Below are 25,577 nucleotides of genomic sequence, written 5' to 3' on the forward strand. Positions count from 1 at the left end.
CATACATTCATGTATACCAGAGATTATTTACTCAATACCAGAATGACAGACGCCAACTCCTCTTCCAATCAAGTTAAACGCCATCTGAAAACCCGCCATCTGTCAATGATTGCCATTGGCGGCAGTATTGGTACGGGATTATTCATGGCCAGCGGCAGTGCCATTCACGATGCCGGGCCGGGAGGAGCACTGCTCGCCTATATGGCTATCGGGGTTATGGTGTATTTCCTGATGACCTCGCTCGGGGAAATGGCAACTTATCTGCCTACCTCCGGTTCCTTCTCTACCTATGCCGCCCGTTTTGTGGATCCGTCACTGGGATTTGCACTGGGCTGGAACTACTGGTTTAACTGGGTGATTACCGTTGCAGCCGACATTTCCATAGCTTCATTGGTCATTACCTACTGGGAACCATTGCGCTTTATGCCGGCATGGAGCTGGAGCCTGCTGTTTTTTGCTCTCGTGTTTCTGCTGAATATTTTATCTGTACGAGCCTACGGCGAATCAGAATACTGGTTTGCTCTGATTAAAGTAGTTACGGTAATTGTGTTTCTGGGCGTGGGTGTACTGACTATTTTCGGTATTCTTGGCGGCCAGTATATAGGCTTAAGTAATTTCACTATCGGCGACGCACCGATTCTCGGACATGGCTGGTCGGGCGGATTTTTTACCGTACTCGGTGTATTTCTGATTGCCGGTTTCTCATTTCAGGGAACAGAACTTATCGGTATTACTGCCGGTGAGTCAGAAAACCCGCAGGAAAGTATTCCCAAAGCAATCAAACAGGTTTTCTGGCGCATTCTGATTTTTTATATTCTGGCCATGCTGGTAATAGGTCTGCTTATTCCTTATAACAGCGATGCTCTGCTCGGTGCAGATGTGGATCAGGTTGCAAAATCGCCCTTTACACTGGTATTTGAGCGTGCCGGTCTGGCTTTTGCCGCAGCCATAATGAACACTGTGATTCTGACTTCTATTCTTTCTGCCGGCAATTCCGGTCTTTATGCATCTACCCGTATGTTGTATGCAATGGGTAAAGACGGCATGGCTCACCGCACTTTTGCTGAAGTAAACCGTCGCGGTGTACCTGTACTGGCATTGCTGGCAACAGCAATTGTCGTACTGGCTATTTTCCTGCTGGAAAGTGTCGATGAAGGTGCATACGAATACATTGTTGCGGCATCCGGTCTTACCGGTTTTATTGCCTGGCTAGGTATTGCCATCAGCCACTATCGTTTCCGGCGTGCTTTTGTGCGGCAGGGTAATGATGTGAATTCTCTGGTTTATCGTGCCAAATGGTTTCCGTTTGGCCCCATTTTGGCGCTTTTACTGTGTATTCTGGTGATAATCGGTCAGGACAGCCAGTTACTATTGCATGGTGATTTTAAATGGCAGCGCTTTGCAATTACCTATATGGGGCTGCCGGTATTCGCAGCATTCTATCTGTATCACAAGTTGCGCTACCATACTCGTAAAGTACCTCTCGACAAGGTGAATCTCAGCAAACATATCGATTAAAACCAGTATTTACATTAATCATACAGACTACAGGCAGCCACAACTGGCTGCCTGCTGCATTTTCAGCTAACATTAAGCCCGTTTACTTATTATTTATTGCAGTCAGAATCACATGCTTACCTATACCCCCGCAAAATCCGGCAGTTCACCTCAGATGAACAAAAAACGTTCATGGCTGCTGCTGTTACTGGTATTTGTGTGGCTGTGGCCGGGTGTACTGCATCATGATTTATGGACACCGGGTGAACCTTATCTGTTTACTACCGTCAGTCAGTGGCAAACTTCAAACTGGGCAGTTCCGACTATTTTTGGTGACATAAACTGGGAAGCTTCTCCGTTATATACATGGCTGGCAGTCTTATGTCAGCACTTATTCAGCCCGAAACGGATGGATGTCTATGAAGCCACCCGCCTTACCAATGTTATCCTTATAGTACTCACGTTTTCCTGTATTGGCGGTTCCGCACGCGAATTTCTCGGGCGTGGCTATGGCCGGATTGCGGTACTGATTTTATTAGGATGTACCGGTCTGCTGATTCCGGCACACTTTATTAACGACAGCATGATTCTCTGTCTTGGTGCATCCATGTGCTGGTATGGTTTTGCGCTGGCGGAACGACGTATTATGATGGCCAGCATGATGCTCGGCGGCGGTCTGGCAGTTCTGTCTTTAACCGGCAGTTTACTTTGGCCGCTATTGCTGATTCTGATCGCATTCAGCCTGCTGCTGCATTCGAAATGGCAAAGCAGGCGCTACCATCTGGTATTACTCATCTCCTTGCTCTGTGCTTTACCGCTGATGCTGATCTGGCCACTGGCCTTACATCAGACTGCTGCCAATATATTCAATTTGTGGTGGCAATACCATGCCCTCGCACCATTCGGCGGTTTCCGCCATTTTGAGGCACATTTCTCACTTGGGTATTACCTGAAAAATCTTATCTGGTTTGCTTTTCCTGCATGGCCATTAGCCATCTGGACAGCTACACGCTGTAAACTGAACAATCTGCGCTGGGGTATTCTCGGTATTATCTGGCTGAGCCTGTCTCTGCTTGTATTTGCTCTGCTGCCACAGCAATATCAGGATTTATTAGTATTTCTCCTGCCACCGCTGGCTGTATTAGGAGCAGCACAGCTGGATGCCCTGCGTCGCAACGCCATAGCATTTCTCAACTGGTTCGGCATTATGGCTTTCGGCTTTCTGGCTGTATTTCTCTGGCTGGGCTTTATTGCCATGAATTACGGCTGGCCGGCCAAACTGGCCGAACGGGCAGTTTATTTCAGCCCGTACTACCGCTACGATGTAAACTACTTTCCGGTAATTGTTGCCTGCGTACTGACACCATTATGGCTATGGGCCATTACCCGACAGCATATCCGCGGCAGACAGGCAGTCACTAACTGGGCTGCCGGCGTATTACTGGTGTGGTCTCTGCTGCTTACTCTGTTCTTACCATGGCTGGATGCAGCCAAATCCGCCCGGCCGGTTGTCCAGCAAATGCAAAACAGTCTGAGCGAAGAACAACAACAGGCTTTTATTAATATGCATGACTGCATCAGTGTTAACCAGAATAGCTTTAGCATGCGTATTGCATGGCAGCAATATAGCTGGATTCCTCTGCTGCCGGATAATCCGCACTGTAACTATCGTCTGATCAGCAGAGACTCCAAAACCACTCCGCCGCCTGAATGGCATGAAATCTGGTCTGGTGCCCGTCCGCGTGAAAAAAACAACATCATCGCCTTGTGGGTTAAATCCACTGCAACAAAGGAATAACAATTATGAATACTCCAGTAGAGCAACAAACCAGTCTGCCGGCCGCACCCGCCAACGTTGATGCCGGCGAAATCGACAAATTCAGCCAGCTGGCACATAAGTGGTGGGATAAAGAGAGCGAGTTTAAACCTCTGCATGACATTAATCCCTTGCGGCTCAGTTTTATTGATAGTTATGCCCGGCTGGCCGGTAAAGATGTACTGGATGTAGGCTGTGGCGGCGGAATTCTGAGTGAAGCCATGGCAAAAGCCGGTGCCAGCAGCGTTACTGGTATCGATTTAGCCAAAAAATCCCTGAAAATCGCCCAGTTACATGCTATGCAGGAACATGTTGGCAACGTAAGCTACCGTATGGTCAGTGTAGAAGATTTAGCTGCAGAAATGCCGGCCGGCTTCGGAGCAGTTACCTGTATGGAGATGCTGGAACATGTACCCGATCCGGGCAGTGTAGTGCATGCCTGTGCACAATTAGTCCAACCTGGCGGCGTAGTTTGTTTTTCCACTATCAACCGCAATATCAAATCATATATGCAAGCCATCATTGCAGCAGAATACATCTTGCAACTGATGCCGCATGGCACCCATGATCATCGCAAATTCATCACACCGGCAGAACTGGCACGCCTGTGTCGTCAGGCTGGTCTGGAATGGCTGGGTAGCAGTGGCTTTACCTACAACCCGTTAACCAGACGCTATCACCTTACCGACAGTCTGGATGTCAATTACATGATTGCCTGCCGCCGTCCTTTAGATTAATAACTGCCTATGTAAAAAGCCGGTATCATAACCAGATACCGGCTGCTGTAACTGTTCCTGAATCACCGCCTGTAGCTACTGCCCTACCAGTGACTTCATAACAGGAACAGTCGACCAGTCAATACTGTCGAGCAGATTTTTTACCACCAAGCCCAGTTCTGTATCACCCTCAATTTTCAGCCGGCGATTGAAAAACAGCGTATCCGGATCTTCCTGCCGCAACAGCATCTTCATAAAATCGGCGGTATTAGCACTCAGACACAAATCCACTACATCAGCAGCATCAGCAGCCATAAAACGCTCGTTGTCGGCACTGAAACATAAATCCAGCCCCAAATCCGATACCACAATCCGGAAATGACGTCCGGCCAGCAAAGACATATCTGCCAGTAATATCTCTCTTCTGAGTAACTGATTTAAGGTATTAACCAATACCCATGCCGGTGGTTTTGCCGGCAGTACTGAAATTATCTTTTTCAAAAATACCGGCATTACTTTATCAGGCACCTGCATGTATCATCCCTTCGCATTGATTAATTCCGGCTTTACCATGCCAGTAACCATCCACCAGTACATCACCTGCATGCATTTTAAGCTCAGATAAAGCAGAAGTTGCCTTTTTTGCTCCGTCCAGAACCTGCTGATGCAATTCAATCACTTCCGCCATATACTCTTTTTGCGGAGAAATTCTTAAATACTTCACACCAATAGCCATCAGCTGCTGATAACTGGCGAGTAAAGAATGATAGCCGGCAGACATTGTCTGAATCCCGTTAATAGTCAGAAAAGCCTGTTTTTCGCGTGTATTCAGCAGCAGACCATCAGCATGTTCCAGACATTTAAATTCACAACTGTCTTTTTTCAGATTGTAATGCCGTGCGGTAAAACAGCGTGAAGAATAAGCCAATGGCAATTTTCCCCAGCCAAATACCTCACAGGTCATATCCGGCACTGCCGCAATCATCTTGGCCAGCCGGTCTGCGCCCAGCTCAACCGGAGCAATCCAGCGATAAGCCCCCAGCGACTGCATCAATGTCAGCGTCTGCTCGTTATAAATATTTAGTGCCTGCCCCGCAACAAAAGGAATTCCCTTTGCATGCAGCAGCCTCACCGCAGCAAGATCATTAGCCTCTACCTGAAAATCAGCTTGTTCTGTCAGTTTACGCAGCCGCTTTAAATCAGATTCACTCTCCAGCAGCACCTGTGATGATAAAATCACCTCATGCCCGCTGGTAGCAACATCATGAGCCAAATCAATCCAGTCGGCTACTTTCAGCTCCTGCCGGCGGGAACATACCGTCTCACCCATATAAACCGTTTTTAGTGGCTGCTCAGCCATCTGCCGGTAAAAATCCACAATCTGCTGCTTATGCCAGAAAAACAGAATCGGCCCTAACGATAAAGCCAGTTTACCCTGTTGCATCATCTACATTCCCTTATCATTTCCACGGCCGGTTATAAGCACCCAGCGTTACCTGCTGGCCTTCTGAGACTTTGGCCAGTGCCTGCTGCCACAACGGATTAACACTGAACTGTTCCGGACTTTGTATTGCCATATCCAGAGCCTGCCGTAATACCTTAGTGACCTGAGCTGTATAGGCCGGACTGCGCTGCCTGCCTTCCACCTTAATCGCCGCCACACCGATTTCCAGCAATTGCGGCAAAATTTCTATAACATTCAGACTGGTTGGTTCTTCCAGCGCATAATACGTTTCCTGATTTACCTGAAACCGCCCTTTGCATAAAGTCGGATAACCGGCCGGCTCATCCACACCATACCGGTCAATCAGAATATTATTCAGCCGCGCATCCATCCCGTTGTTATGCTGCTCCCAGCGAACATATTTTGCCGGTGAACACACACCGAAAGTATTAGGCGACTCTCCCGTCACATAACTTGAAAGCAGACAGCGTCCCTCTACCATCACACACAAACTGCCAAACCCGAACACCTCAATTTCCACAGAAGTATGTTTAATTACCTGTTCCACCTGAGGTAAAGTCAGCACCCGCGGCAATACCACCCGTTTGATACCAAACAGCTCCTGAGCCAGATTAATCGCCTCATAATTCGTAGCCGACCCCTGTACCGACATATGCAATGCCAGCTGAGGATGTGTTTTTCGCGCATAAGCCAGCATTCCCAGATCAGCCAGAATAACCGCATCCACGCCCAGCTCAGCCGCTGTATCCACAGCCTGCTGCCATTTCAGTACATCGCCGGCCTGTGCATAAGTATTAATTGCCATCAGCACCTTACGCCCGTACTGATGTGCATAAGCAATTCCCTCAGCGGCCGACTTATAGTCAAAATTCAGACCAGCAAAATTGCGTGCATTAGTTGCATCCTTCAGCCCCATATAAACCGTATCCGCTCCATGGTCTACTGCCATTTTCAGCGCCGGTAAATTACCTGCCGGGCACACCAGTTCAGGTATTTTCCTACTCATCTGTTTTCACCAACCCCATAAATAAAAACATCAATCAGCAGGTATCAATACCTGCACAAACGCAGGATTAAAACATTTAATACAATCGAATTTATTGACAATAAACAAGCAAAAATTAAATCAAAATATTTTTAATATTTATTTAACCAATAGATACATAAATAAATAAAAAGTTTAATAAAGATAACAGTGAACATAAGAATGATTGTCTAAATAAGCTGCCTTTTGCCGTAGTTTTATTTTCCGAATCACCATAGCATTTCCATTTATCTGCCACAAAATATGTTATGCTGTACCACATAGTTCATATAGTTAATGTCTGAAGGTAGGGAGAACCAAATGGCAATACCTGAATCTAAACAGGAACTAATTGAAGCAATTAACAAAAACTATACACTACTGACCAAAAAGCTGGCTGCTGTACCTGAACAGAAAGCCTATCTGCCTCTGATGGAAGGCCATGCTAAAGGTACAATGATGAGCGCTGCACAGCTTGTGTCTTATTTAATTGGCTGGGGAGAACTGGTGCTGTCATGGCATAAACAGGAACAGTCAGGGCAGAAAATTCCCTTTCCGGAAGCAGGATATAAATGGAATCAACTGGGATTACTGGCACAGAAATTTTATCGTGATTATCAGGACATCACCGATTTCAAACAGCTACTCTCTCTTCTGGAGACCAACAAAAAGAATCTGATTTCACTTATTGATAGCTTTAGTAATGAAGAGCTGTATGGCTCGCCCTGGCATGAAAAATACACACGCGGACGCATGATTCAGTTTAATACCTCCTCCCCTTATAAAAATGCCACAGGACGATTGAATAAATTATTGAAACAAATTGCCGAATAAGCTTATTTATTTTTTAAAATTTATCAAAATATTCCGATAGATTAAACTATATCATTTTAGCTTATTCTTTATGATATAAGAATATTATTAACTATAATGTCAATATTCTTATTATATTTACGCAAAATAGTTATTATTTTAAAATAATTTTGTTTAACTTATTCTAATAATTTAAATTTTATTCTCAGCTATTTTTAATAATGATCAAAATATTATCCTGTAAAACTATTATTAATTATAAATTTCAACTATTTTCTGAATAAATAATTAAATTAAATTCAGGGCTGATATATCAGACTATCAATGCTTACATTATTAATTTTTACTTTTTGTTTTGAACTCAGACCCCAATTATTGCTGTTGCATTGAAGAGTAAGTTGCATATGTAGGTATTCCGCGTTTTTCATACACAGAACAAATATGTTGTTCATCATTTAAATTGTTTTATTACTGCTCTCTCTGCATATTCACTATTCTGTCAGTTCATTACACGGCAATCGCTCAGACATATACTGATACCGACAAATATAAGTAAACAGATTTTAGCGATTCATTTCTGCCTAAGTTGCTTTTCTTCAAATGCAAAATAATGTTTGCCATTGATTTCATGAATCAGTATCTGCATGGTTCTGATTATTTTTTACGTTATCCAGCCGGATATAACTTCTAAAGCAAAATTATTAACAACAACATACAAATTACCGTAGGCTGATTACAGATTTTATTCTGCTACATTTCTAAAGACGTTTCTTAGTCACGGTAAATATCTGGATTAGAAGCTACTACTGTATTCCCATATATAGTTTTGTGGAAATCCCAGATACGGATCACTTTACTACAATTACAGACCGTAGCTGCTACTCCTGTACCGAGAGCTTTCTGTAACAGACTGCATGCATTATCTTTTTGCTAAATTTCTAGCATATTTTTTTGAATCCTTCAGCATTCTAAAATTCATTATGGTTATGCGAGGCATCATTACTATTTTTTTCTCAGCCTCGCATCTGTTCATTGATATCCTTTCAATAATCATGCTTAGTTAGTTTATTGGAAATGTTTTTTAATTACAAAATCCGGATAGCCTTTCCTTATTTGTACAATTTTTCAGAATTTTTTATATATCAGCAAATTATAAACCATGCTGACGTGGTGTAACTCGATTCTCTTTCATATCACGATACAGAATTTTTAAATCCAGATTATCGCTCCTTAAATCTCTTACACCACAGATCACATCAGATTCCTGTTGTTGTACATTGGTATGGCCAATAGCATCTATCTTCTGATAGCCCCAGAAACATAACAAATCTTTTAAGTTTCATTGTTATTTTCCTAATTTGTATAATAACTGAAACATATCTGAATTCAGAAAGTCAGCCAAAGCAGCCGGTGCTGAGGCCGGTATCGCCACATATGTTGTCGTATCTGATGCTATATTCTGAAACGGATTACGGTTGCGTGAAGTATTTCCGTCATCCCCATACCAGCCCCATATCTGTCCGCCAAGATAATCATGTGTTCCGGCAAAGGATTCTATCAAATCATCAGAGAAATCACCCTTATTATACGGAATCGTCAGTCCGGGCAGATACCAGCCACCTTGCACCGGCTGGAAGCCGCCGGTAAGACCAAACATACCACCCACCTCTGTTGTATCCTTCATTAGATCAGCAAAAGTCGGATACTTAGAATCTCCTTTAAATATATAATTACCATGTTCATCTTTTTTCAGATTGTTCATATCATCTGTTTCACAGCGTCCATTATCGCTACCACAGATAATATCTAAATGCAATCGTACCCCACCAAGCTTAACACCATCAAAATATCCACTATCATAGGAAACATTATTCATTACTTCTCCAGTTTCCTTGTTAATTACTATTCCAGGCGATTTTCTGGAATTAGCCAGACTTTCTTCACGTAATTTAGTGGCTGCCAGCTGTAAAGTACCCTGAGTAATGGCAGCAGTTGGATCAGCGGCCAGTATATTGACTACTGTTTCCAGTAAACGCCGCTGATATTGCAGTTTATAAATCTCTTTATACAGTTCTGTTTTATTTTCTTCTGATGTTTCTTCTTTGATTTTTTTCCTCAGCTCTGCCTGTCTGGAATCGATATAAGAGTTGATTAATCCAAGGCTGTTCTGACGGAATTCTTTAGTAACTTCTACCTGAATATTTAATTCATTAAGCACTTTTTCCTTGTCAAAGTTGTTGGTCAAATAGCCAGCCTTACCGGCATAATCTTCGCTGCTGGTGTCAGTATGAATAGCTGCTATGGCTTCTGCTACGGTTTTACCAGTTTTCTGCTGCTGAGCTGTTTCATCTGTAATGATGATATTGCTGGTATTGATACCACTATGAGTAGTACTACTGTCGTGATCACTATCATGACCAAGTCCAAGTGAGGTGTTATTACTGTCAGACCACTTCTTATCGGAATTAGTGTTATTGTTATTACTATCTTTATTATTGGTATTATCTTTTTTGTCTGACTGACTTCGCTCTGGTTTAGATGCACTTATACTGCCACTGACATCAATACCAATGCTGCTACCACTGTAATCACTGTGATTTTTGATATCACTGCTGGTAAGACTACCAGTAATCAGACTGTTTTTACCTGCTGCTTCTGCGGCACTGGCAGAGGTGATGATGGCTCCTTTCAGATCTGTATTGCCTTTGACTTTAATCTGATAGCCGTCATCTCCGGCTATTATACCGCTTTGTTCAGTGACACTGGCATAATCGGCTTTGATTTTGCTCTTATTGTAGCTGGCCGAGCCCAATACACCGTGACCTACAGTTACCTGTCCGCTGACATTCTGCTGTTTACTCTGATATTCCGCTTTGTCCTGAAGGCTGGCTATGTTCAGCTCGGCTGCATCTATACTCACGCCTTTTCCGATTACCTGTGCACCTATGATGTTGGTAGCTCCGCCACTGCTGAGACTGGTACTACCACCGCTGCTGCCGACATGGCTGTTACGATAACTGGTTTCGTCTCCGTTACCATGACCTTTGCCACGGTTAGCACCTGCAGTTAAACTCAAAGGAGAGCTGCCAATACCAAAACCCATATTCATACCTGCATTCCAGCCACTGGATTTATTACTACTGCGTTCGCTGTGGCTTTGTTCGGCTGCCAGCAGATTAATTTCATTATCTGCCTGTAAATGGGTGCCTCTGTTGCCTGCCACATCTGATCCGATGATGTTGATATTAGAGTCTTTGCCTGCGCCCGTTGCCAGTAAATTGACTGTTCCACCAGCATTAATCCGGCTGGCAGAGGCCACAGTATCTTTCGTGTGACTCTCCATACGAAGCTTCTGCTGACCAACTGTTATGCCGACACTGGCATTCATAGCATTTTGGGGATTATTGGCAATATCCGCAACAGCACTGCCTGCTTTATATATGTCCATACCGGCATTAAAGGCAGCCATGGCATTGATACGATCATTTTTGCTTTTATTTGTACGCTCAATTGCAGTTCCGGCTTTTTGAATAGCACTAACTACAGGTACGTTTACACCTACTGTGATACCACTTTGCTTCATAGTGTGCACATAATCGGTGCTGTACTGATCCTGAGCTGCCTGCACATTTATTTGTTTAGCCACAATAGCAATATTACCTCCAGGGGAAGAAACTGTACTGCCACTTTGCGTATAATGATTACCGGCAACAATAATCGTATCACCTTTCAGACTACCAACATTGCTGCCGTTATGAATAAGGGAAGTTCCGGCAATGTCATCGGTTAGTTTCTGACTGCCGATAGAGAAACCAAAACCGCCACTACTCATCAGACCGGATTTTTTTCTGGCATGATATTCCTGTACCTGATACTGATTCTCAGCTGCCTCGATATTAATATCACGACCGGCATGTAATAAAGTCTGATTATCTGCAATAACATTGCTGCCGCGGATATTAATATCCTGTTCACTACCAATACGGATATTGCTACCGGTAATATTACTGCTTACTGCTTCATCATTATGTTTCTGATATTTATCTATACTTTTTTTAGTGGAAAAAGTTCCTCTTGTTTTATTGTAATGAGCCTCATCCAGATCTGTTTTTGCTCTGCCCTCGGTAATATTAACCCCTTTATTACCATAAATATTAATATCACCATTAGTACTGTTAATATCACTCTGCCGGATATTAACAGTATTGCCAGAAAATAACGTAACATCACCGCCGGCAATAACTTGAGTTCCTCTTTCATCTTTATGATCCAGTGCCAGATGGTTCCTGGCACTGAGTTCACCATAACCGGTGTGACTTGCAGTCTGAACCGTACCCAGATTGACACTTCCGTTGCTGCTGGCCAGCTGAGTCAGTCCGTTGGTTGCTGTATTCACAATATTGGCACCATGAAAATTCAGATCCTCCACACTATTAACTGCCAGAATCCCATTTTTACTGCCCGTTACATACAGTCCTGCCACCCGATCAATCGCGGTACCGCCATTGCGCTCATCACCGTGAGTTGCCGTGGTAGTGTTAACATTTATATGTTTTGCCTGCAGACCAAGAAAATTCTGTGCCTGAACGGTACCGCCATTAATATCAATATTGTCAGTTGCATTAAGCAGCACATTTTGCCCGCTGATCAGACCACTGTTACTAAGATTATGTGCACCCAGATCTACAATTCTGCGACCGGCCACTGTACCCTGATTATTAATATCCTTATTAGTATGCAGACTGATATTATTAGCACTGATTAATGCACCGGCAGTATTTAAATCTCCGTCACGCACCATCAGATATACCTGCGGGACCAGTACAGTTTGCTGACTTCCATCAGGCATAGTAACAGTCTGACTTACCATCCAGACAATATCACTGGTCAGGCGTGCTACCTGATCGGCACTCAGGGCGATTCCCGGTACCAGTCCCATGGTTTTCGCCATGCTTACACCAGCATCCATTAATGCCTTATATTCATCTTCATCACTGTCATATCCTGCAAGGCGGCGATAACCGGTTAACTGATCTATTTGTTCATTAATCAGTCTTTGTTCGTAATAACCATCCCCTAAGCGCTTCTGTATTTTTTCCGGATCCTGACCCAGCGCTTCTAACATATAGTTGCTACTAAGCCATTTATTTTTATTGGTAAATGCCGGGTCGGTTTCAACCAGATAACCTTTATTATCCGGATCAATATGATACAAACTATTATTAGGTAATTTATTATTCAGACTGGTAAGTGTTTTAATACTGGGAACCTTTGCACTATCAGTCTTATTATCATCTACAGGCTGATTATTAGCTGACGTATTGTAATCGTTACTGTCTGTGTTATTAGTATTGACATTATCTTTAACTGAATTATTGCTCGTAACATTGACTGTATCTGTATGCTTACTATTGGAACTGCCAATAGATGAACTACCCGTATATATACTTCCTGCATTCTCTATGTTACCGGTATTATTGTTTACCCCAATAATGGTATTGTCTGTAGAATCAACTTTCGTATGTTGCTGGATAATGCTGACAGGTTGTTCAAGATCAATAGTCGTGATTGTGGTCTCGTTTATCTGACCTCTTACTTTACGCTTATATTCAGTACGCCTGTTCGGCCAGCTACCGCTTTTACTTTTTTTATATCCGCCTAATGTACCGGTATCAACCACACGCTGCTGACCTTTACTTTCAATATTATCCAACTGTAAAGAATCTGCACCAATCAGACTACCGCCTACCAGAATCCGGCTGTTATTATTTTCCCAATGGCTGCCGCTTATATTTAAATTACCGCCAATAATAATTTCACCCGGACTACTTTCACTGACACGCTGTTTATATGTTCTGCGGTTAAAATCCCACCATGTGATACCGGTTTTTCCCGCTCTGGCCATAGGACGACCATCATTAAAATAAAATTCAGAATTTTCATTTTTCTTCTTTCGTTCATTGTAATGCCCGTCTACTCCCTCTGTCCATTTCTCTGTCTGACCGGGGAATAAATACTGTTGAATATGCTGCTCAGGATTTGCCAGATACTCTTCAAGAGTAAAATGATTATTCAGATTACGTAATTCATTTACAGCAATATTTCCATTACCTTTTGCCTCAATACGCGCACTGCTGTTTATCAGACTATCGGCCATTCCGGTAGCATGATATTGTTTGTCCAGCTTTCCGCCAATAGCAAGATCACCTTCACTGAGTAAATAGCCCTGCTCCTTATTGACTATATCTCTGGCACCTATATCCAGCTGCTGGCGTGCAGCAATAATTGCTGCCTTAGTTTCATTACCTGTTATTTCTTCTCGATTTAACAGACTGCCGGTACCTATCGCCACATGGTCTCCGTAAATGCGTCCGGTACCAACGTTATCTACAAGTTTTCCAGCCTGAATCAGAGTCAGACCATTACTGTTTATCAGACCTCGGTTAATTACACTGTCCTGCACATTTAATTCTGTATGCTTATTACTCTGAATAGTACCGGCTGCCTGATTATCTATCCGGCTGGCATCAATAATAACACTATCACCGATAACATTATGATTATTAATTATTTTACCATTACTATGCAATTTCAGACCAGCATTAGCACTTATATTCCCGTTAATATTAAAATCATCTGTTAAATCTATAGATGCATCATGACCGGCAGCTATACCAGCATCGTCAGTACTGGCATAATCCAGTTTTTTGGCCTGTAAATTTAAATCATTTCCAGCAAGAATTTTACCGTTATTGGTATTATCAATTTCCAAAGTATTATGCAGCTGATCATGAATATTTACATTGTCTGCGCTACTGATTTGTCCATACTGATTAAGCAGTTTCTGATTGATTTGTGCATTTAGCTGCTTATTGGCACGAATGTTACCAGCAGTGTTATCAATACTGTCCGCTGTTAGATCAATACTGTCTGCATCTATACTGCCATTATTGCTGTTATCCAGTGTCGATGCTTGAATAACTACCCCTTTACCGGCCTGAATCTTGCCATTTGCGCTGTTATTCAATACCAGATTGCCTGGACCATCAGCATTTAGCAGTAACTCTTCATTACTTGCAATATTTCCTCCCGTATTATCCAGCTTTTCGTCAATCTGCGCCTTTAACTGTTTACCAGCCTGAATAATACCCCCTGCTGTATTCTCTGCGCGTGCTGCCTTCAGATCCAGATTCTTCTCACTGCTTATTATTCCTTTATTATTATTTTTAATACTTTCCGTATTTAGATAGGCATCTTTACCGGCTATGATTTTTCCGCCGTTACTGTTATCAACAGCCAGACGGCTTTCGCCTTCACTGTTAAGCAACACATCTCCGCCACTGCCGAATTCTCCGCCCTGATTATTCAGACTATTACCAATCTGTGCCTTTAACTGCTGATTTGTCCTGATAGCTCCGGCTGCATTGTTTACACTGTCTGCTGTCAGATCAATACTGTCTGCATCTATGCTGCCATTATTGCTGTTATCCAGTGTCGATGCTTGAATTACTGCCTCTTTGCCCGACTGAATCACACCATTTCCACTGTTGTTTATACTTACTGATGCCTTAAGATGCAGATTTTCACTGCTTATTATCCCTTTATTATTATTTTTAATACTTTCCGTATTCAGATAGGCATCTTTACCGGCTATGATTTTTCCGCCGTTACTGTTATCAACAGTCAAATGGCTTTCGCCTTCACTGTTGAGCAACACATCTCCACCACTACCAAATTCTCCGCCCTGATTATTCAGGCTGCTGCCAATCTGTGCCTTTAACTGGCGGTTTGTCCGGATAGCTCCGGCTGCATTATTTACACTATCCGCTATCAAATCAATTCTGTCTGCATCTATACTGCCATTACTGCTGTTATCCAGTGCCGATGCATGAATAACTGCCCCTTTACCAGCCTGAATCTTGCCATTTGCGCTGTTATTCAATACCAGATTGCCTGATCCGTCAGCATTTAGCAGTAATTCTTCATTACTTACAATATTTCCTCCTGTGTTATCCAGCTTTTCATCAATCTGCGCCGTTAGCTGTTTACCAGCCTGAATAATACCCCCTGCCGTATTTTCTGCGCGTGCTGCCTTCAGATCCAGATTCTCACTACTTATTATCCCTTTATTATTATTTTTAATACTTTCTGTATTCAGATAGGCATATTTACCTGCTATGATTTTTCCGCCGTCACTGTTATCAACAGCCAGATGACTTTCACCTTCACTGTTAAGCAACACATCTCCGCCACTGCCGAATTCTCCGCCCTGATTATTCAGGCTGTTGCCAATCTGTACCTTTAACTGCTGATTTGCCCGTATCGCTCCGGCAGCATTGTTTACACTGTTTGCTGTCAGATCAATACTGTCTGCATCTATACTGCCATTATTGCTGTTATCCAGTGTCGTTGTATGAATAATTGCATGTTTGCCAGCCTGAATCTTGCCGTTTGCACTGTTATTCAATACCAGATTACTTTGTCCGTCAGCATTCAGCAGTAATTCTTCATTACTTACAATATTTCCTCCTGTGTTATCCAGCTTTTCTTCAATCTGCGCCTTTAACTGTTTACCAGCCTGAATAACACCCCCTGCTGTATTCTCTGCGCGTGCTGCCTTCAGATCCAGATTTTCACTGCTTATTATCCCTTTATTATTATTTTTAATACTTTCTGTATTCAGATAGGCATTTTTATTCGCTATGATTTTTCCGCCGTCACTGTTATCAACAATCAGACGGCCTTCGCCTTCACTGTTGAGTAATATATCTTCGCCACTGCCGAATTCTCCGCCCTGATTATTCAGGCTGTTGCCAATCTGTGCCTTTAACTGACGGTTTGTCCGGATAGCACCTTTACTGTTATCAACAATATTGGCTTTTAATATCAGACTATTACTATCAATACTGCCCTGCCGGTTATTCAGGTTATTCGTACTCAGTTTAAGAGATGCACCGGACTGAATTTTTCCGTCCAGACTGTTATTTATATCTTTACTTTGTATGCTTAGCTGTTCCTGAGCCGCAATCAGACCATTATCACTGTTATCCAGCTGGGCACTGTCTATATTAATATCCTTTACCGACTGTAATTTACCTTTTCTGTTATCCAGTTTGCCACTTTTTGCCGATAATAATTCTGTTGTAGTAATTTCACCCTGATGATTATCAATGCTATTGGTATTAATTAATGCCTGCCGGGCACTGAGCTTACCTTGATAATTATCAAATATTTCACCACTTACCGTTAATTTATTCAGATTCAGACTGCCATGATTATTCAGACCAGTCTTCGAGGTTAAATCAATACCGCCATTGGCAATAATCTGACCATTATCATTAATTATTCCCTCACTACTAATAATTTTTCCGGTTTCAAATTGTGTTTTATGGGTATTAACAGCAGAGACTGTTTGTCCGCTACCAGCGGCTGTAGTAGGAGGAGAAGCAGGTATTGCCGTTTCCGGTTTATGCTCCGGGTCAGACGGAGCAGGCTTATCCGGCTCAGGGGCATAACCAATCAGGCCATTATTACTATTATCCAGCTTATTCAGATCCAGCGTTAAACCCTGAGTACCGGTCTGAATAATCTTCCCGTTCTGATTATGAATATTATCTGCAATAATATCTATCCGACCAGCATTAATTTCTCCCTGATTATGCAGTTTTTGCTGCCGGATATTGATTTCATCCGCAGTAGTCAGTAAACCACTGTTTTCTAACTGCTCACTATGAACCAGCATTTTCCCCTGACTTGAAACTGTTCCACTATTCGTTACTCTGTCAGCATTGAGGGAAACACTGGCAATATCAGCACCAGAAGATTTCTGATCAGAAACGACAATACTACCGCTATTGCTCAGGTAACCATTAGCATCTATGCTTAAATTACCATTACCGGCATAAATCTGCCCCGCATTATTAACACCAACGCCTTTATCAGTACTGACCAGTACAATCTTACCGGCATACATACCACCCAGTTTGCCTGCATCAATAGCTACTAAAGGTTTACTCTCTGCAGAGGTCAGTACAGACTCAGTTATATTTCCCTGTGCATCTGTATTATTGCTTCCTGCTGTAATATTCAGATTATTTGCCCAGATACCCGCATTAATCTGTGCGGCCTGCGATAGAATGCGTGTGTATTCACTGCTACCAGTATTCAGACCGTCTCCACTGATACTGATATTACCCTGTCGGACTTCAAAGCCGTCTAAATTTCCATTCCTGATTAGCGGCTTACCTGTAGTCAGCGTTACTCCTGCTGCGTTAATAAATCCGCTGCCATTCACATTTATCCCCGCCGGATTGGCTATAATTACTTCTGCACGCCGGCCGGCTACTTCTATATAGCCATTCAGCTGGCTAGGATTGGTACTATTAATCTGATTAACAATAACTCTAGCTTCACCTTTACTCAGCCATGGATTGGCCTGTATCCAGCCGGCCAGCCTGGTTGCCGCATTTTTTCGGCTGTTATTTAAAATAGCGCCTTTCTTGTCTACATCCATCTGCCGGAACTGATTAATTGAAACTCCGCCTTTAGTAGGTGTCTGAATATTAATTTGCGGTGTTCCATTCGCTGTTTGTAAAATAGTTGGCTGCTGATTTTTCGGTGCAGAAGTATCAGCATTAATCGAACCTGCCAGGCTGGAATCAATAACCAGGGTACATAAACCGAAACCCAGCAAAATAGACCAAACCAGAACAGGCAAACCTGCAATCCTGATTGTGCTATTCATTATTGCGGTACTACCGGCAGTACTGTCTGCAGTACTTTTTCCTTCACGAATAGTATTTTCCGCAACAGCCATCATTTGCCCGCGTTTTTTATTGAAAATTACCTTAAAAAGATTCTTATTCATTTTCCTGCCCTTTGAAGATTGTATATATTTGAAATTTCTTAAAATTAATAAAATATTGCCTTAATACTTATCTAAATATGACATAAAGATAATTTTCAGTCAGCCAATTATTTGTAATTCTTACGTTAACTTTATTATTCATCATGCAATCCTCTTTATTTCATAATCAACGCTATATTTAGGCTAAATTTGTAATACAGCTTCAAAGTGAATAATTCAGATTAAATCCGAATGTGGTTCTGTCTGTACGGAAATGCTGCGGTTTATAAATCGGTTTTCCCATAAATATGTCGTAATACAAGTTCCCGCCAGCCTTTACCTGACCTTTAAAACCCACTACTGTACCCGCCAGTGTCTTTCCTAACTGCATTTCACTTGTTCTTCCCGTTATATGCCCTACGTCTATCCCTGCATATACCTGATGACTCGGTAAATACTGCCAGTTCAGATTGTTATTCCAGTACCAGCCCTGCTCTCCCATCAAAGTAAGCTCTCCGTCAAATCCCCGCACAGTGTAGCGCCCGCCTATTGATACCTGATCCTGAGTAATTAATGGGGTTTTATTCCACTGCCCGTGAAACGAGGTGTCATAGCTAAAGTTATATTTTCCTACCCTGAACGGCTTCATCAGTGAAGCATCCAGTGTGATTATCTCCATCCGCGAGGTGCCTTCACCGAATTCTTCTTCTGCCGCCCGTAAACTGTGGTCTGCACCGGTTCCGCGCTTATAACCTGCACTCAGATTAAGTATGGCATTTCCTAAATATTCCTGATGATTCAGCCCTATAGCCCAGCCTGCCGTATGTCTTCTCTGTACTTCGATTTCAGCATCGTCTATATAGTTATGTGATTTACGCCGCCATATTCTGGCACTTACATCAATTTTACGGTGGCTGTTACGATATATCATTCGGGTTATCCCCAAATCTGTATTTTCACTGCTGCCGTTATAATCATAATTCTGGTTATAACCGGCTATAGCCTGATGGTAGCGGTAATAATTCTGGTTAAAAGCTATCAGCCAGTTTCCTACCGGTACTGAATAATGAAGGGAATAGCCGTGTGTACCACTACCGGTACGATTACCATCAATATCTACTGTACTGTCTTTACTACCCAGATCATGGTTATAGTTCACATAAAACAGATCACTTAGACCTAACGGATTATCAACAGATAAAGTTACACCGCCCTGATAACGTCCGGTAGCATGACTGCCTGAGTCATCTGCATTAAAGCTGATACGTACTGGTACTTTACGCTGCGACCATGAAACAACCACATCACTTTCGTTCGGTGCTTCAGCCGGTACTATCTGGATATCCGCCTCTACTGTCGGCACGCGTTTCAGGTTTTCCAGTCCTTGTTCTAAATCCCGCAGATTCAATATGTCACCAGATCTAGCAGGAAATTCATTCTGAATACGACGAATACGGTTTACATGTGTCTGATCAGCATTATCAAGGTTATAACGAATTTCATGAATTCGTCCCGGAATAACTGTCAATACCAGCTCACCAGTACTTAAATCCTGCGGGCTGGCCAGAATGCGTGTAGTAGTATATCCCCTGTCTATTACTGCATTCTGCGCCAGTGTCATAATATAATTAATACCATTGCTACCCAGACACAATCCCGGCTTGAATTTACTCAGATAAATAGCTTTATCTAATGCAAATTGAAACCGCTGTGCCTGATCACCATTTAACTTGATGCTTCTGATGGCAAAACATGGTTTTTCATCCTGAGGTAAACCGTTAACCGTACCTTCAATTTGCGGAGGCTGTAATCGCACATTGACTTCAGGCTGCATTTTTTCCTGAAATTGTTTCAGCCTTTGCTGTTCGCGAATAATCTGCTGCTGTTCAATATCTGCCGGATTAGCCGGACCTGACGATGGTGCAGCATACGTCTGATATATCACCCCGTTCAGTAGACTTAAAAATAATAGGTTTTTACTGATGTTCATCACATTATCTACAAATATTTGTTTTAATTAATAATATAATACATAAATTAACTCTACAAATTTTTTAACTAATTTATTTGTAATAAAAATATTTTAATAAGAAAATTTTATTTAGATATTTATCTGAAAAACAATTTATATAAATTAAATTTTTATATATATTTCAATATATTAATTGAATAATTATTCTATATGCAATAAATCATCTATGATAATTTTCTTCTCCGCCCTTCTGATCAGATATTCAATAATTAAAATTAAATTATTGTTTCAAATAAGATTAAATATAAATTTAGTTAATGGACAAGTTTTGTTGTAAATTTGATATAAATCTCCAAAATTAAATATATTTAATCTAATTTAAAGTAAATATAACGTACTCACTTTAATAAATACATTAGATAATCTCTCACTTTTCCGTTAGAAATTCTCAAATTTTTCTCATGTTTTAATTAATATGACTAATCATAATATTAATCTTAAATGTTTCAATTTATAACTTAGCCAATAATACTAATTTCATAAAATAGATAAATTAGATTTATCTAGTGAGTAGTGTTTTTCTTAGTCATAATTTCACTTAAATATAATTTGTTTTTCATAATTAGATGTTTACACTAAAAATACCAATTAATAGAAAATACCGATTCTATAATTATTTTTTATCTGTACTATATTTATCGATTCAATTAAAGCACGAGAATTAATCCCAGGTATTTATTCATTGATGAACAAATTACCCTGTTAGTTGAACAACGACATGGTAGTAATTAAAATAAAAGCCTTATTGATGTTTCAACAAGGCTTTAAATTTTATTTATCTGATAATGGGGTTTGGTTAACTAAACAAGCTCCATCTCAGTTTTTAATAATTAAATAACTTTATTCAGGTTCAGTCGTATCTGCTTTATATTGTGCTGACTCTTCTTTCGCTGATTCGAGCCATGCTGAAAAATTTTCTAAATAATATTGTTTACCCCTAACCGGATCTTCACCACTATAACTATAGCCATAATCATGAAAATAAACTTTTGGATCCCCACTTTTATCACTTCCATGAAAACAGGCTAAAACAACATATCCATCATTAAAAAAACCTGATTCATCACTAGCAATAGCAAAAGGTATTAAAGGTTGATCTCTATATTCAATGAGTAGTGCTCCATAATAACTTAAAGATTTTCCGATATCTTTGCATAAAAAATCCCATGGTTCTAAATCAATAATGTTATTAGATTTTACTGTGTCAATATAACTTTGAGGAAAAACAAAACCATCAGGAAGTATTGGGGTATTATATAAAAATATATTAGACATCATTTTTTACCTTGTATTTTTGGAGATTGATTCGAGCCATTTGGATTTTGTTTTCCAAAGCCTCAAGATTGTTTGTTTATGTGCCCTTTAATTGCTTCTCCCCATGTATTATATTTTTCCCGACCTCGAAGCTCTTGAATCTCCGGAGTTAATTTTTCATTAAAATCATGAACTTTTGCTTTAACATTAGTACCTGCTTCTCTTGCAGCAAGAATTCGAGTTTTATCCATATTTGTTAATTTGCCATCTGGCATTTTTATGACATCAACAGAATCGCCTTTTCAACCATCTTTTTTCATTCTAGAGACAAGATCATCATAAGTGTATTTTAAAGTAGTTCCTCGTTCAGTTTTGTTATAAGAAACCGTATTCTGTGAAAATCTGATTTCATCAGGATTTATTACGGTCGTTCCTTTTCCAGCATAAGTTAATTATTGAACTTGCGATGCAGGTCTAAAAAGCAATAAAAGCTCCCCGCTGGTTAAGGTGGGGGAGCTTTTTAATTTAGTTTTTTCAACTCTTGCTCAATTTGCTCAATAAGTTGTTTATCATTTAATTCATATTCTTCTTTATCAGAATCTGGATTATAAAGATCGGCTAGACAAAAAATAGTTGATAAACATTCGCTAACACTGTCTTCATCTTTGAGAAGTAAACCGTTATCTCGCTCTATTCGATAGAGCTCAATGTAAGCCTCAGCAAAAACTTGAGCTGTTATTCTTCCATTAACAAACGATTTAGCAAATTCTAATGCTATAAGGCTCATCGTAATACTCCATTTTTCATATAATTATCATACTGTGCGGTTCCTGGCGTAAGCTTAAATCCTGTAACAAAATTACCAGAGCTATCAAGAACAACTGCATTATTAGTACTTGAGTTAAAAAATACTTTTGAGTCTTTTACAAAGCCATAAGTACCTTGGAGTTTGGTTGCCGAGTCTCCCATATGATTTTTGATTGCAGTTTCATATTGACCAAGAGTTTCCGGGTTTTTCTTTGTTGTTGTTATTCCAAAATCAGCCGCATGCTTAAACTTCTTATCTAGTTGCTTTTGCGTTATTCCCGTTAATTCACCGGCAAGAGAATTTGCACTCGTTCCCTTTCCGGCAGTTGATTGGTTAAAACAGGGCGGCTAAAGAAGAAGTAAAAGCTAATGCAGTAAACAATAGCGCAGCATTAAGGTGCTCGAATACCTTAACACTGCTAACCACAACTAACTATCGAGGAGTTAACTATGGCTAAGGCACATTCTAAGCTAAAATCAACCACATGCAAAGAACCTGCACTACAACCCACTGAGTGATTTTATACCGTCGGTTATGTGCCACAAGGCGCAAGGCGCAAATCGCAACCCCAGACCACAACTGGCCATTAAGGGGCGCTGGCTGGAGCAGATAGGCTTTTATGTTGGTTGTACAGTTATCATTAAAGTTAAGCAAAATAAACTTATTATTAAACTAACAAGCAAGTTTTAAAAAACAATAAAAGATCCTCACACAAATTAGGTGGGGATTGATACTTATTCAACGGGCTCTAATGAAACAGCCATTTCTAATACTATATCTAAGTAAGCTTTTTCGCCATTATGATTTCGCCGTTTCAGTTCATCATATGCGTAAATAATTTCAACTTTAGCCCCTTTTTGAAAAAGCTTTTTATCCTTGTAATTAATATAGTTATAAATGCTTTCTTCAACTTCGGAACCATCATCTAATAGTAAACTAAAAGCATTATCTACAGAAGAAGGATCTTGACCTGCCACATAGGTTCTAGTTATTACTCCCAACACGTGCAGTAAAGGCATTTTTCCTTGTTTAATACTATTCCACCATTCTTTAGAACCAAAAAGGCCATTTGTACCTTTTAAACCCATATTTGGTCTCGACTTATCGAGCGTGAGTGACTGTGTCATTACAATTTGCTCAGGATTATCTTTTAACTCTTCAGATAAAAGATAAACTAATTTCATAGGAACTTTTGAATTTTCTAACTTTAATAACATATTTCTTACCTTTTATTTTACTTTTTCAAAATGGACAATATTTTTATTAATAACATTACCTTTTGTATTTACTACTTTATTAAAGTATTCAGTTAAAATAGCTGTACCTGATTCATTAGTCTGTAGCCCTAGCCGTCTCATCATTTGGGATAATTGAGTTGAGCGAGCAGTATTATGTTCTCCGCTATTTACTTTGCCATAAAGATAATCAAATTTTTTTGGATCTATTTCAAGCTTCGTCCCCTTTCTAGCATTAGATACTGGAAGGCGCACAAGGCCAAGCTATCAAGTCAAGATTAAAAGGCCATGAGTTTTTAAACCTGTTTCAAAAGATTGAGAAGCTACCAGAAGAAAACAAATCGTGATTAAGATATTTTTAGATGCCTTTTTAACCAAGCATTAGATTAAATTACTGGCTAAATAAGAATAATAAAACAATAAGTAAGCAGCAATAATAGGCGGCAACCTGCTACCACTTCTAACCAAAACTAACTTCACAGGAGTTAACTATGGCTAAGGCACAGTCTAAGCTAAAATCAGGCACTTACAAAGCTCAGGCACTGCAACCCACCGAACGATTTTACACCATTGGTTATACACCCCAGGCCATAGGACCCAACCCCAGACCGCAACTGACTATTAAAGGCTGCTGGCTGGAAGCCTTTGGCTTTACCACCGGTCAGCCAGTCATCATCGATGCGCAACAGGGACTGTTGATTATCAGGATTGAGGGGCTGAGCTAAGAGGTAAAACAAAATCCCCACGGGTTAAGGCGGGGATTGCTATACAACAGGCTAGGATCTTATATTTAACTGTGATTGATATATAGCAACAGGTTTTGCCGGTACGGTAATTTCCCATCCCATGATGAGTAATATTGCCATAGCCATTTCTCTCATATTCTGCCACTCAGCACATTGACAAAGCGCATCGTTGTTCCAGTATTGGATGTTAGGTGCTCCACTTATAGATAACATATAATCATCTAACTGTTTAATTGCCAATTTTTGCTCAGACGTGAAAGAAGATGCGACCAAAGGATCGTTTAATTCATCTAAAGCCATTTCCCACTCAACAGCCAGCTCGTCTGCAACATTCACAAAATCAGGAAATAAACTTTTCTGTACTTCACAAGGCTGCGCTATCGCCTGAGTTATCCATTTAATCTTATTCATTTTCTATTCCTTTTGTTTATTAATAATTTTCGCTTTCTCTCCTGCACTTGGCTTGTATGTATTTGAATCGACAACCTTTATCGTACCTTGTGTTGTAGTTGATACTTTATAATAACTGCCACCATGGCGACCTCCGCCAGGATGGATTTGTACCTGACTAATTTCAGAGTGGCCTTTGACTTTAACAATTACAGCTTATCCTGATCCTCTTGTGGATTGCCTAACATTATCAAAGTTATTATGCAGATATCCGGCCTTATCAGCATAATCTTCGCTGCTGATATCAGTATGGATGCTAGGTTTTAAAATCCCATACCTTAATCAATAAGATTAATTACATTATTCAATAAATATTTATTTTTTATTGAGTATTACTGATGCTTTTGATTTTGATAAATACATGCATAACTAGGATATTGCCATACAACAGCATATCTTTGAAGCGGTATTTCAGTTACTGTTGGATCTTTTTCATAATCATAATAATCATCCAAATTAGAAGTAATAATCATCTCTTCTCCGCGACAGTTATGTTCAAAACCTAGTTTTGCACTATTCTTATCAACAGTATTAGAAATTTTTTTTCTATTTTCAAAATCATCATACTTTAGTTTAAATATCACATAAATTGTCGTTGTTGAACCATTTTTAGTTATCATTACTTGTTCTTTATTAAATGAATATGGCTTAAGAATATCTGGTAATTGTTTAATTATTATTGATTCTTTTTCATTATTATCTATTTCATATCTAGATTTTCCATTCCCCATCCATTTTATATACCCAAAAATTGAAAAGCTACATAATATAAAGATAATATATATAATCCTTTTCTTATATCCTTTCCATAGTATATTGATATTACTCATTTATAAACTTTCAGCAGACGTAGTTAATTTAAAATATATAATAAA

At 40.4% G+C, this 25,577-nt stretch carries 20 protein-coding genes; 6 read left to right on the top strand and 14 right to left on the bottom strand.

Annotated elements, in window-relative coordinates; genetic code table 11:
- Positions 1-105: 105 nt before the first annotated feature.
- From H3V01_RS07625 to ubiG, 3 genes are all read left to right on the top strand, one after another.
- Positions 106-1,518 carry an amino acid permease gene (locus H3V01_RS07625; protein ID WP_219999562.1) on the top strand — a complete coding sequence of 471 codons (1,413 nt, stop codon included), beginning with the start codon at positions 106-108 and terminating at the stop codon, positions 1,516-1,518.
- 112 nt (positions 1,519-1,630) lie between these two features.
- Complete coding sequence (locus tag H3V01_RS07630) at positions 1,631-3,295, top strand: ArnT family glycosyltransferase (RefSeq protein WP_037391980.1); 1,665 nt, start codon at positions 1,631-1,633, stop codon at positions 3,293-3,295.
- A 5-nt stretch (positions 3,296-3,300) separates the two neighbouring features.
- Positions 3,301-4,050: a bifunctional 2-polyprenyl-6-hydroxyphenol methylase/3-demethylubiquinol 3-O-methyltransferase UbiG gene (gene ubiG / locus H3V01_RS07635; RefSeq protein ID WP_198186394.1), complete on the top strand. Its 750-nt coding sequence runs from the start codon at positions 3,301-3,303 to the stop codon at positions 4,048-4,050.
- A gap of 75 nt (positions 4,051-4,125) precedes the next feature.
- On the opposite strand, the gene ubiT is transcribed toward ubiG, so the two are convergent.
- From ubiT to ubiU, 3 genes are read right to left on the bottom strand one after another with little or no spacing between them, the layout of a single operon-like run.
- Complete coding sequence (gene ubiT / locus H3V01_RS07640) at positions 4,126-4,563, bottom strand: ubiquinone anaerobic biosynthesis accessory factor UbiT (RefSeq protein ID WP_037391978.1); 438 nt, start codon at positions 4,561-4,563, stop codon at positions 4,126-4,128.
- The gene (locus tag H3V01_RS07645; RefSeq protein ID WP_198186460.1) at positions 4,550-5,473 is read right to left on the bottom strand and encodes a U32 family peptidase; all 924 of its coding nucleotides are present in this window, start codon (positions 5,471-5,473) and stop codon (positions 4,550-4,552) included. The genes ubiT and H3V01_RS07645 overlap by 14 nt, the downstream gene beginning before the upstream one ends.
- A gap of 16 nt (positions 5,474-5,489) precedes the next feature.
- Positions 5,490-6,500 (bottom strand): ubiquinone anaerobic biosynthesis protein UbiU, encoded by a 1,011-nt coding sequence (gene ubiU, locus H3V01_RS07650; protein ID WP_078475417.1) that lies wholly within the window; start codon positions 6,498-6,500, stop codon positions 5,490-5,492.
- Between the two features lie 339 nt (positions 6,501-6,839).
- Between ubiU and H3V01_RS07655 the strand changes: the two genes are divergently transcribed.
- Positions 6,840-7,352, top strand: a complete 513-nt coding sequence (locus H3V01_RS07655) for a ClbS/DfsB family four-helix bundle protein (RefSeq protein WP_198186395.1) — start codon at positions 6,840-6,842, stop codon at positions 7,350-7,352.
- A gap of 1,129 nt (positions 7,353-8,481) precedes the next feature.
- Here the strand turns inward: H3V01_RS07655 and H3V01_RS07660 are convergent.
- The 7 genes from H3V01_RS07660 to H3V01_RS07695 form a co-directional block, all read right to left on the bottom strand.
- Positions 8,482-8,658 (bottom strand): hypothetical protein, encoded by a 177-nt coding sequence (locus tag H3V01_RS07660; protein WP_198186396.1) that lies wholly within the window; start codon positions 8,656-8,658, stop codon positions 8,482-8,484.
- 18 nt (positions 8,659-8,676) lie between these two features.
- Positions 8,677-18,198, bottom strand: a complete 9,522-nt coding sequence (locus H3V01_RS07665; protein WP_198186397.1) for a two-partner secretion domain-containing protein — start codon at positions 18,196-18,198, stop codon at positions 8,677-8,679.
- A gap of 202 nt (positions 18,199-18,400) precedes the next feature.
- Positions 18,401-20,167 carry a ShlB/FhaC/HecB family hemolysin secretion/activation protein gene (locus H3V01_RS07670; protein WP_198186398.1) on the bottom strand — a complete coding sequence of 589 codons (1,767 nt, stop codon included), beginning with the start codon at positions 20,165-20,167 and terminating at the stop codon, positions 18,401-18,403.
- Positions 20,168-21,049: 882 nt separating this feature from the next.
- A complete protein-coding gene (locus H3V01_RS07680; RefSeq protein ID WP_198186399.1) occupies positions 21,050-21,484 on the bottom strand; it encodes a hypothetical protein in 435 nt (144 codons plus the stop codon).
- A 62-nt stretch (positions 21,485-21,546) separates the two neighbouring features.
- A complete protein-coding gene (locus tag H3V01_RS07685) occupies positions 21,547-21,738 on the bottom strand; it encodes a hypothetical protein (RefSeq protein ID WP_198186400.1) in 192 nt (63 codons plus the stop codon).
- Between the two features lie 245 nt (positions 21,739-21,983).
- Positions 21,984-22,250: a colicin immunity domain-containing protein gene (locus H3V01_RS07690; RefSeq protein WP_025331477.1), complete on the bottom strand. Its 267-nt coding sequence runs from the start codon at positions 22,248-22,250 to the stop codon at positions 21,984-21,986.
- Entirely contained in the window at positions 22,247-22,546 is a 300-nt protein-coding gene (locus tag H3V01_RS07695) for a colicin D domain-containing protein (protein ID WP_198186461.1), read from the bottom strand. The genes H3V01_RS07690 and H3V01_RS07695 overlap by 4 nt, the downstream gene beginning before the upstream one ends.
- 259 nt (positions 22,547-22,805) lie before the next feature.
- Here H3V01_RS07695 and H3V01_RS11275 point away from each other — a divergent pair, with 259 nt between their 5' ends.
- Positions 22,806-22,961 (top strand): SymE family type I addiction module toxin, encoded by a 156-nt coding sequence (locus H3V01_RS11275; RefSeq protein ID WP_198186401.1) that lies wholly within the window; start codon positions 22,806-22,808, stop codon positions 22,959-22,961.
- 44 nt (positions 22,962-23,005) lie between these two features.
- Here H3V01_RS11275 and H3V01_RS07705 read toward each other — a convergent pair whose 3' ends face one another.
- Entirely contained in the window at positions 23,006-23,488 is a 483-nt protein-coding gene (locus tag H3V01_RS07705; RefSeq protein WP_198186402.1) for a hypothetical protein, read from the bottom strand.
- 12 nt (positions 23,489-23,500) lie between these two features.
- Positions 23,501-23,761, bottom strand: coding sequence for a hypothetical protein (locus H3V01_RS07710; RefSeq protein WP_198186403.1), 261 nt, complete (start codon positions 23,759-23,761; stop codon positions 23,501-23,503).
- A 236-nt stretch (positions 23,762-23,997) separates the two neighbouring features.
- Here H3V01_RS07710 and H3V01_RS07715 point away from each other — a divergent pair, with 236 nt between their 5' ends.
- On the top strand, positions 23,998-24,231 hold the full coding sequence (locus H3V01_RS07715) for a SymE family type I addiction module toxin (RefSeq protein ID WP_198186404.1): 234 nt from the start codon (positions 23,998-24,000) through the stop codon (positions 24,229-24,231).
- Positions 24,232-24,282: 51 nt separating this feature from the next.
- Here H3V01_RS07715 and H3V01_RS07720 read toward each other — a convergent pair whose 3' ends face one another.
- Both H3V01_RS07720 and H3V01_RS07725 read right to left on the bottom strand, forming a co-directional pair.
- Positions 24,283-24,663, bottom strand: a complete 381-nt coding sequence (locus tag H3V01_RS07720; RefSeq protein ID WP_198186405.1) for a hypothetical protein — start codon at positions 24,661-24,663, stop codon at positions 24,283-24,285.
- A gap of 371 nt (positions 24,664-25,034) precedes the next feature.
- Positions 25,035-25,532 carry a hypothetical protein gene (locus tag H3V01_RS07725; protein ID WP_198186406.1) on the bottom strand — a complete coding sequence of 166 codons (498 nt, stop codon included), beginning with the start codon at positions 25,530-25,532 and terminating at the stop codon, positions 25,035-25,037.
- Positions 25,533-25,577 lie beyond the last annotated feature (45 nt).

The sequence above is a fragment of the Snodgrassella sp. M0351 genome, from assembly GCF_016100575.1.
In the GTDB taxonomy this organism is placed as follows: Bacteria; Pseudomonadota; Gammaproteobacteria; order Burkholderiales; family Neisseriaceae; genus Snodgrassella; species Snodgrassella alvi.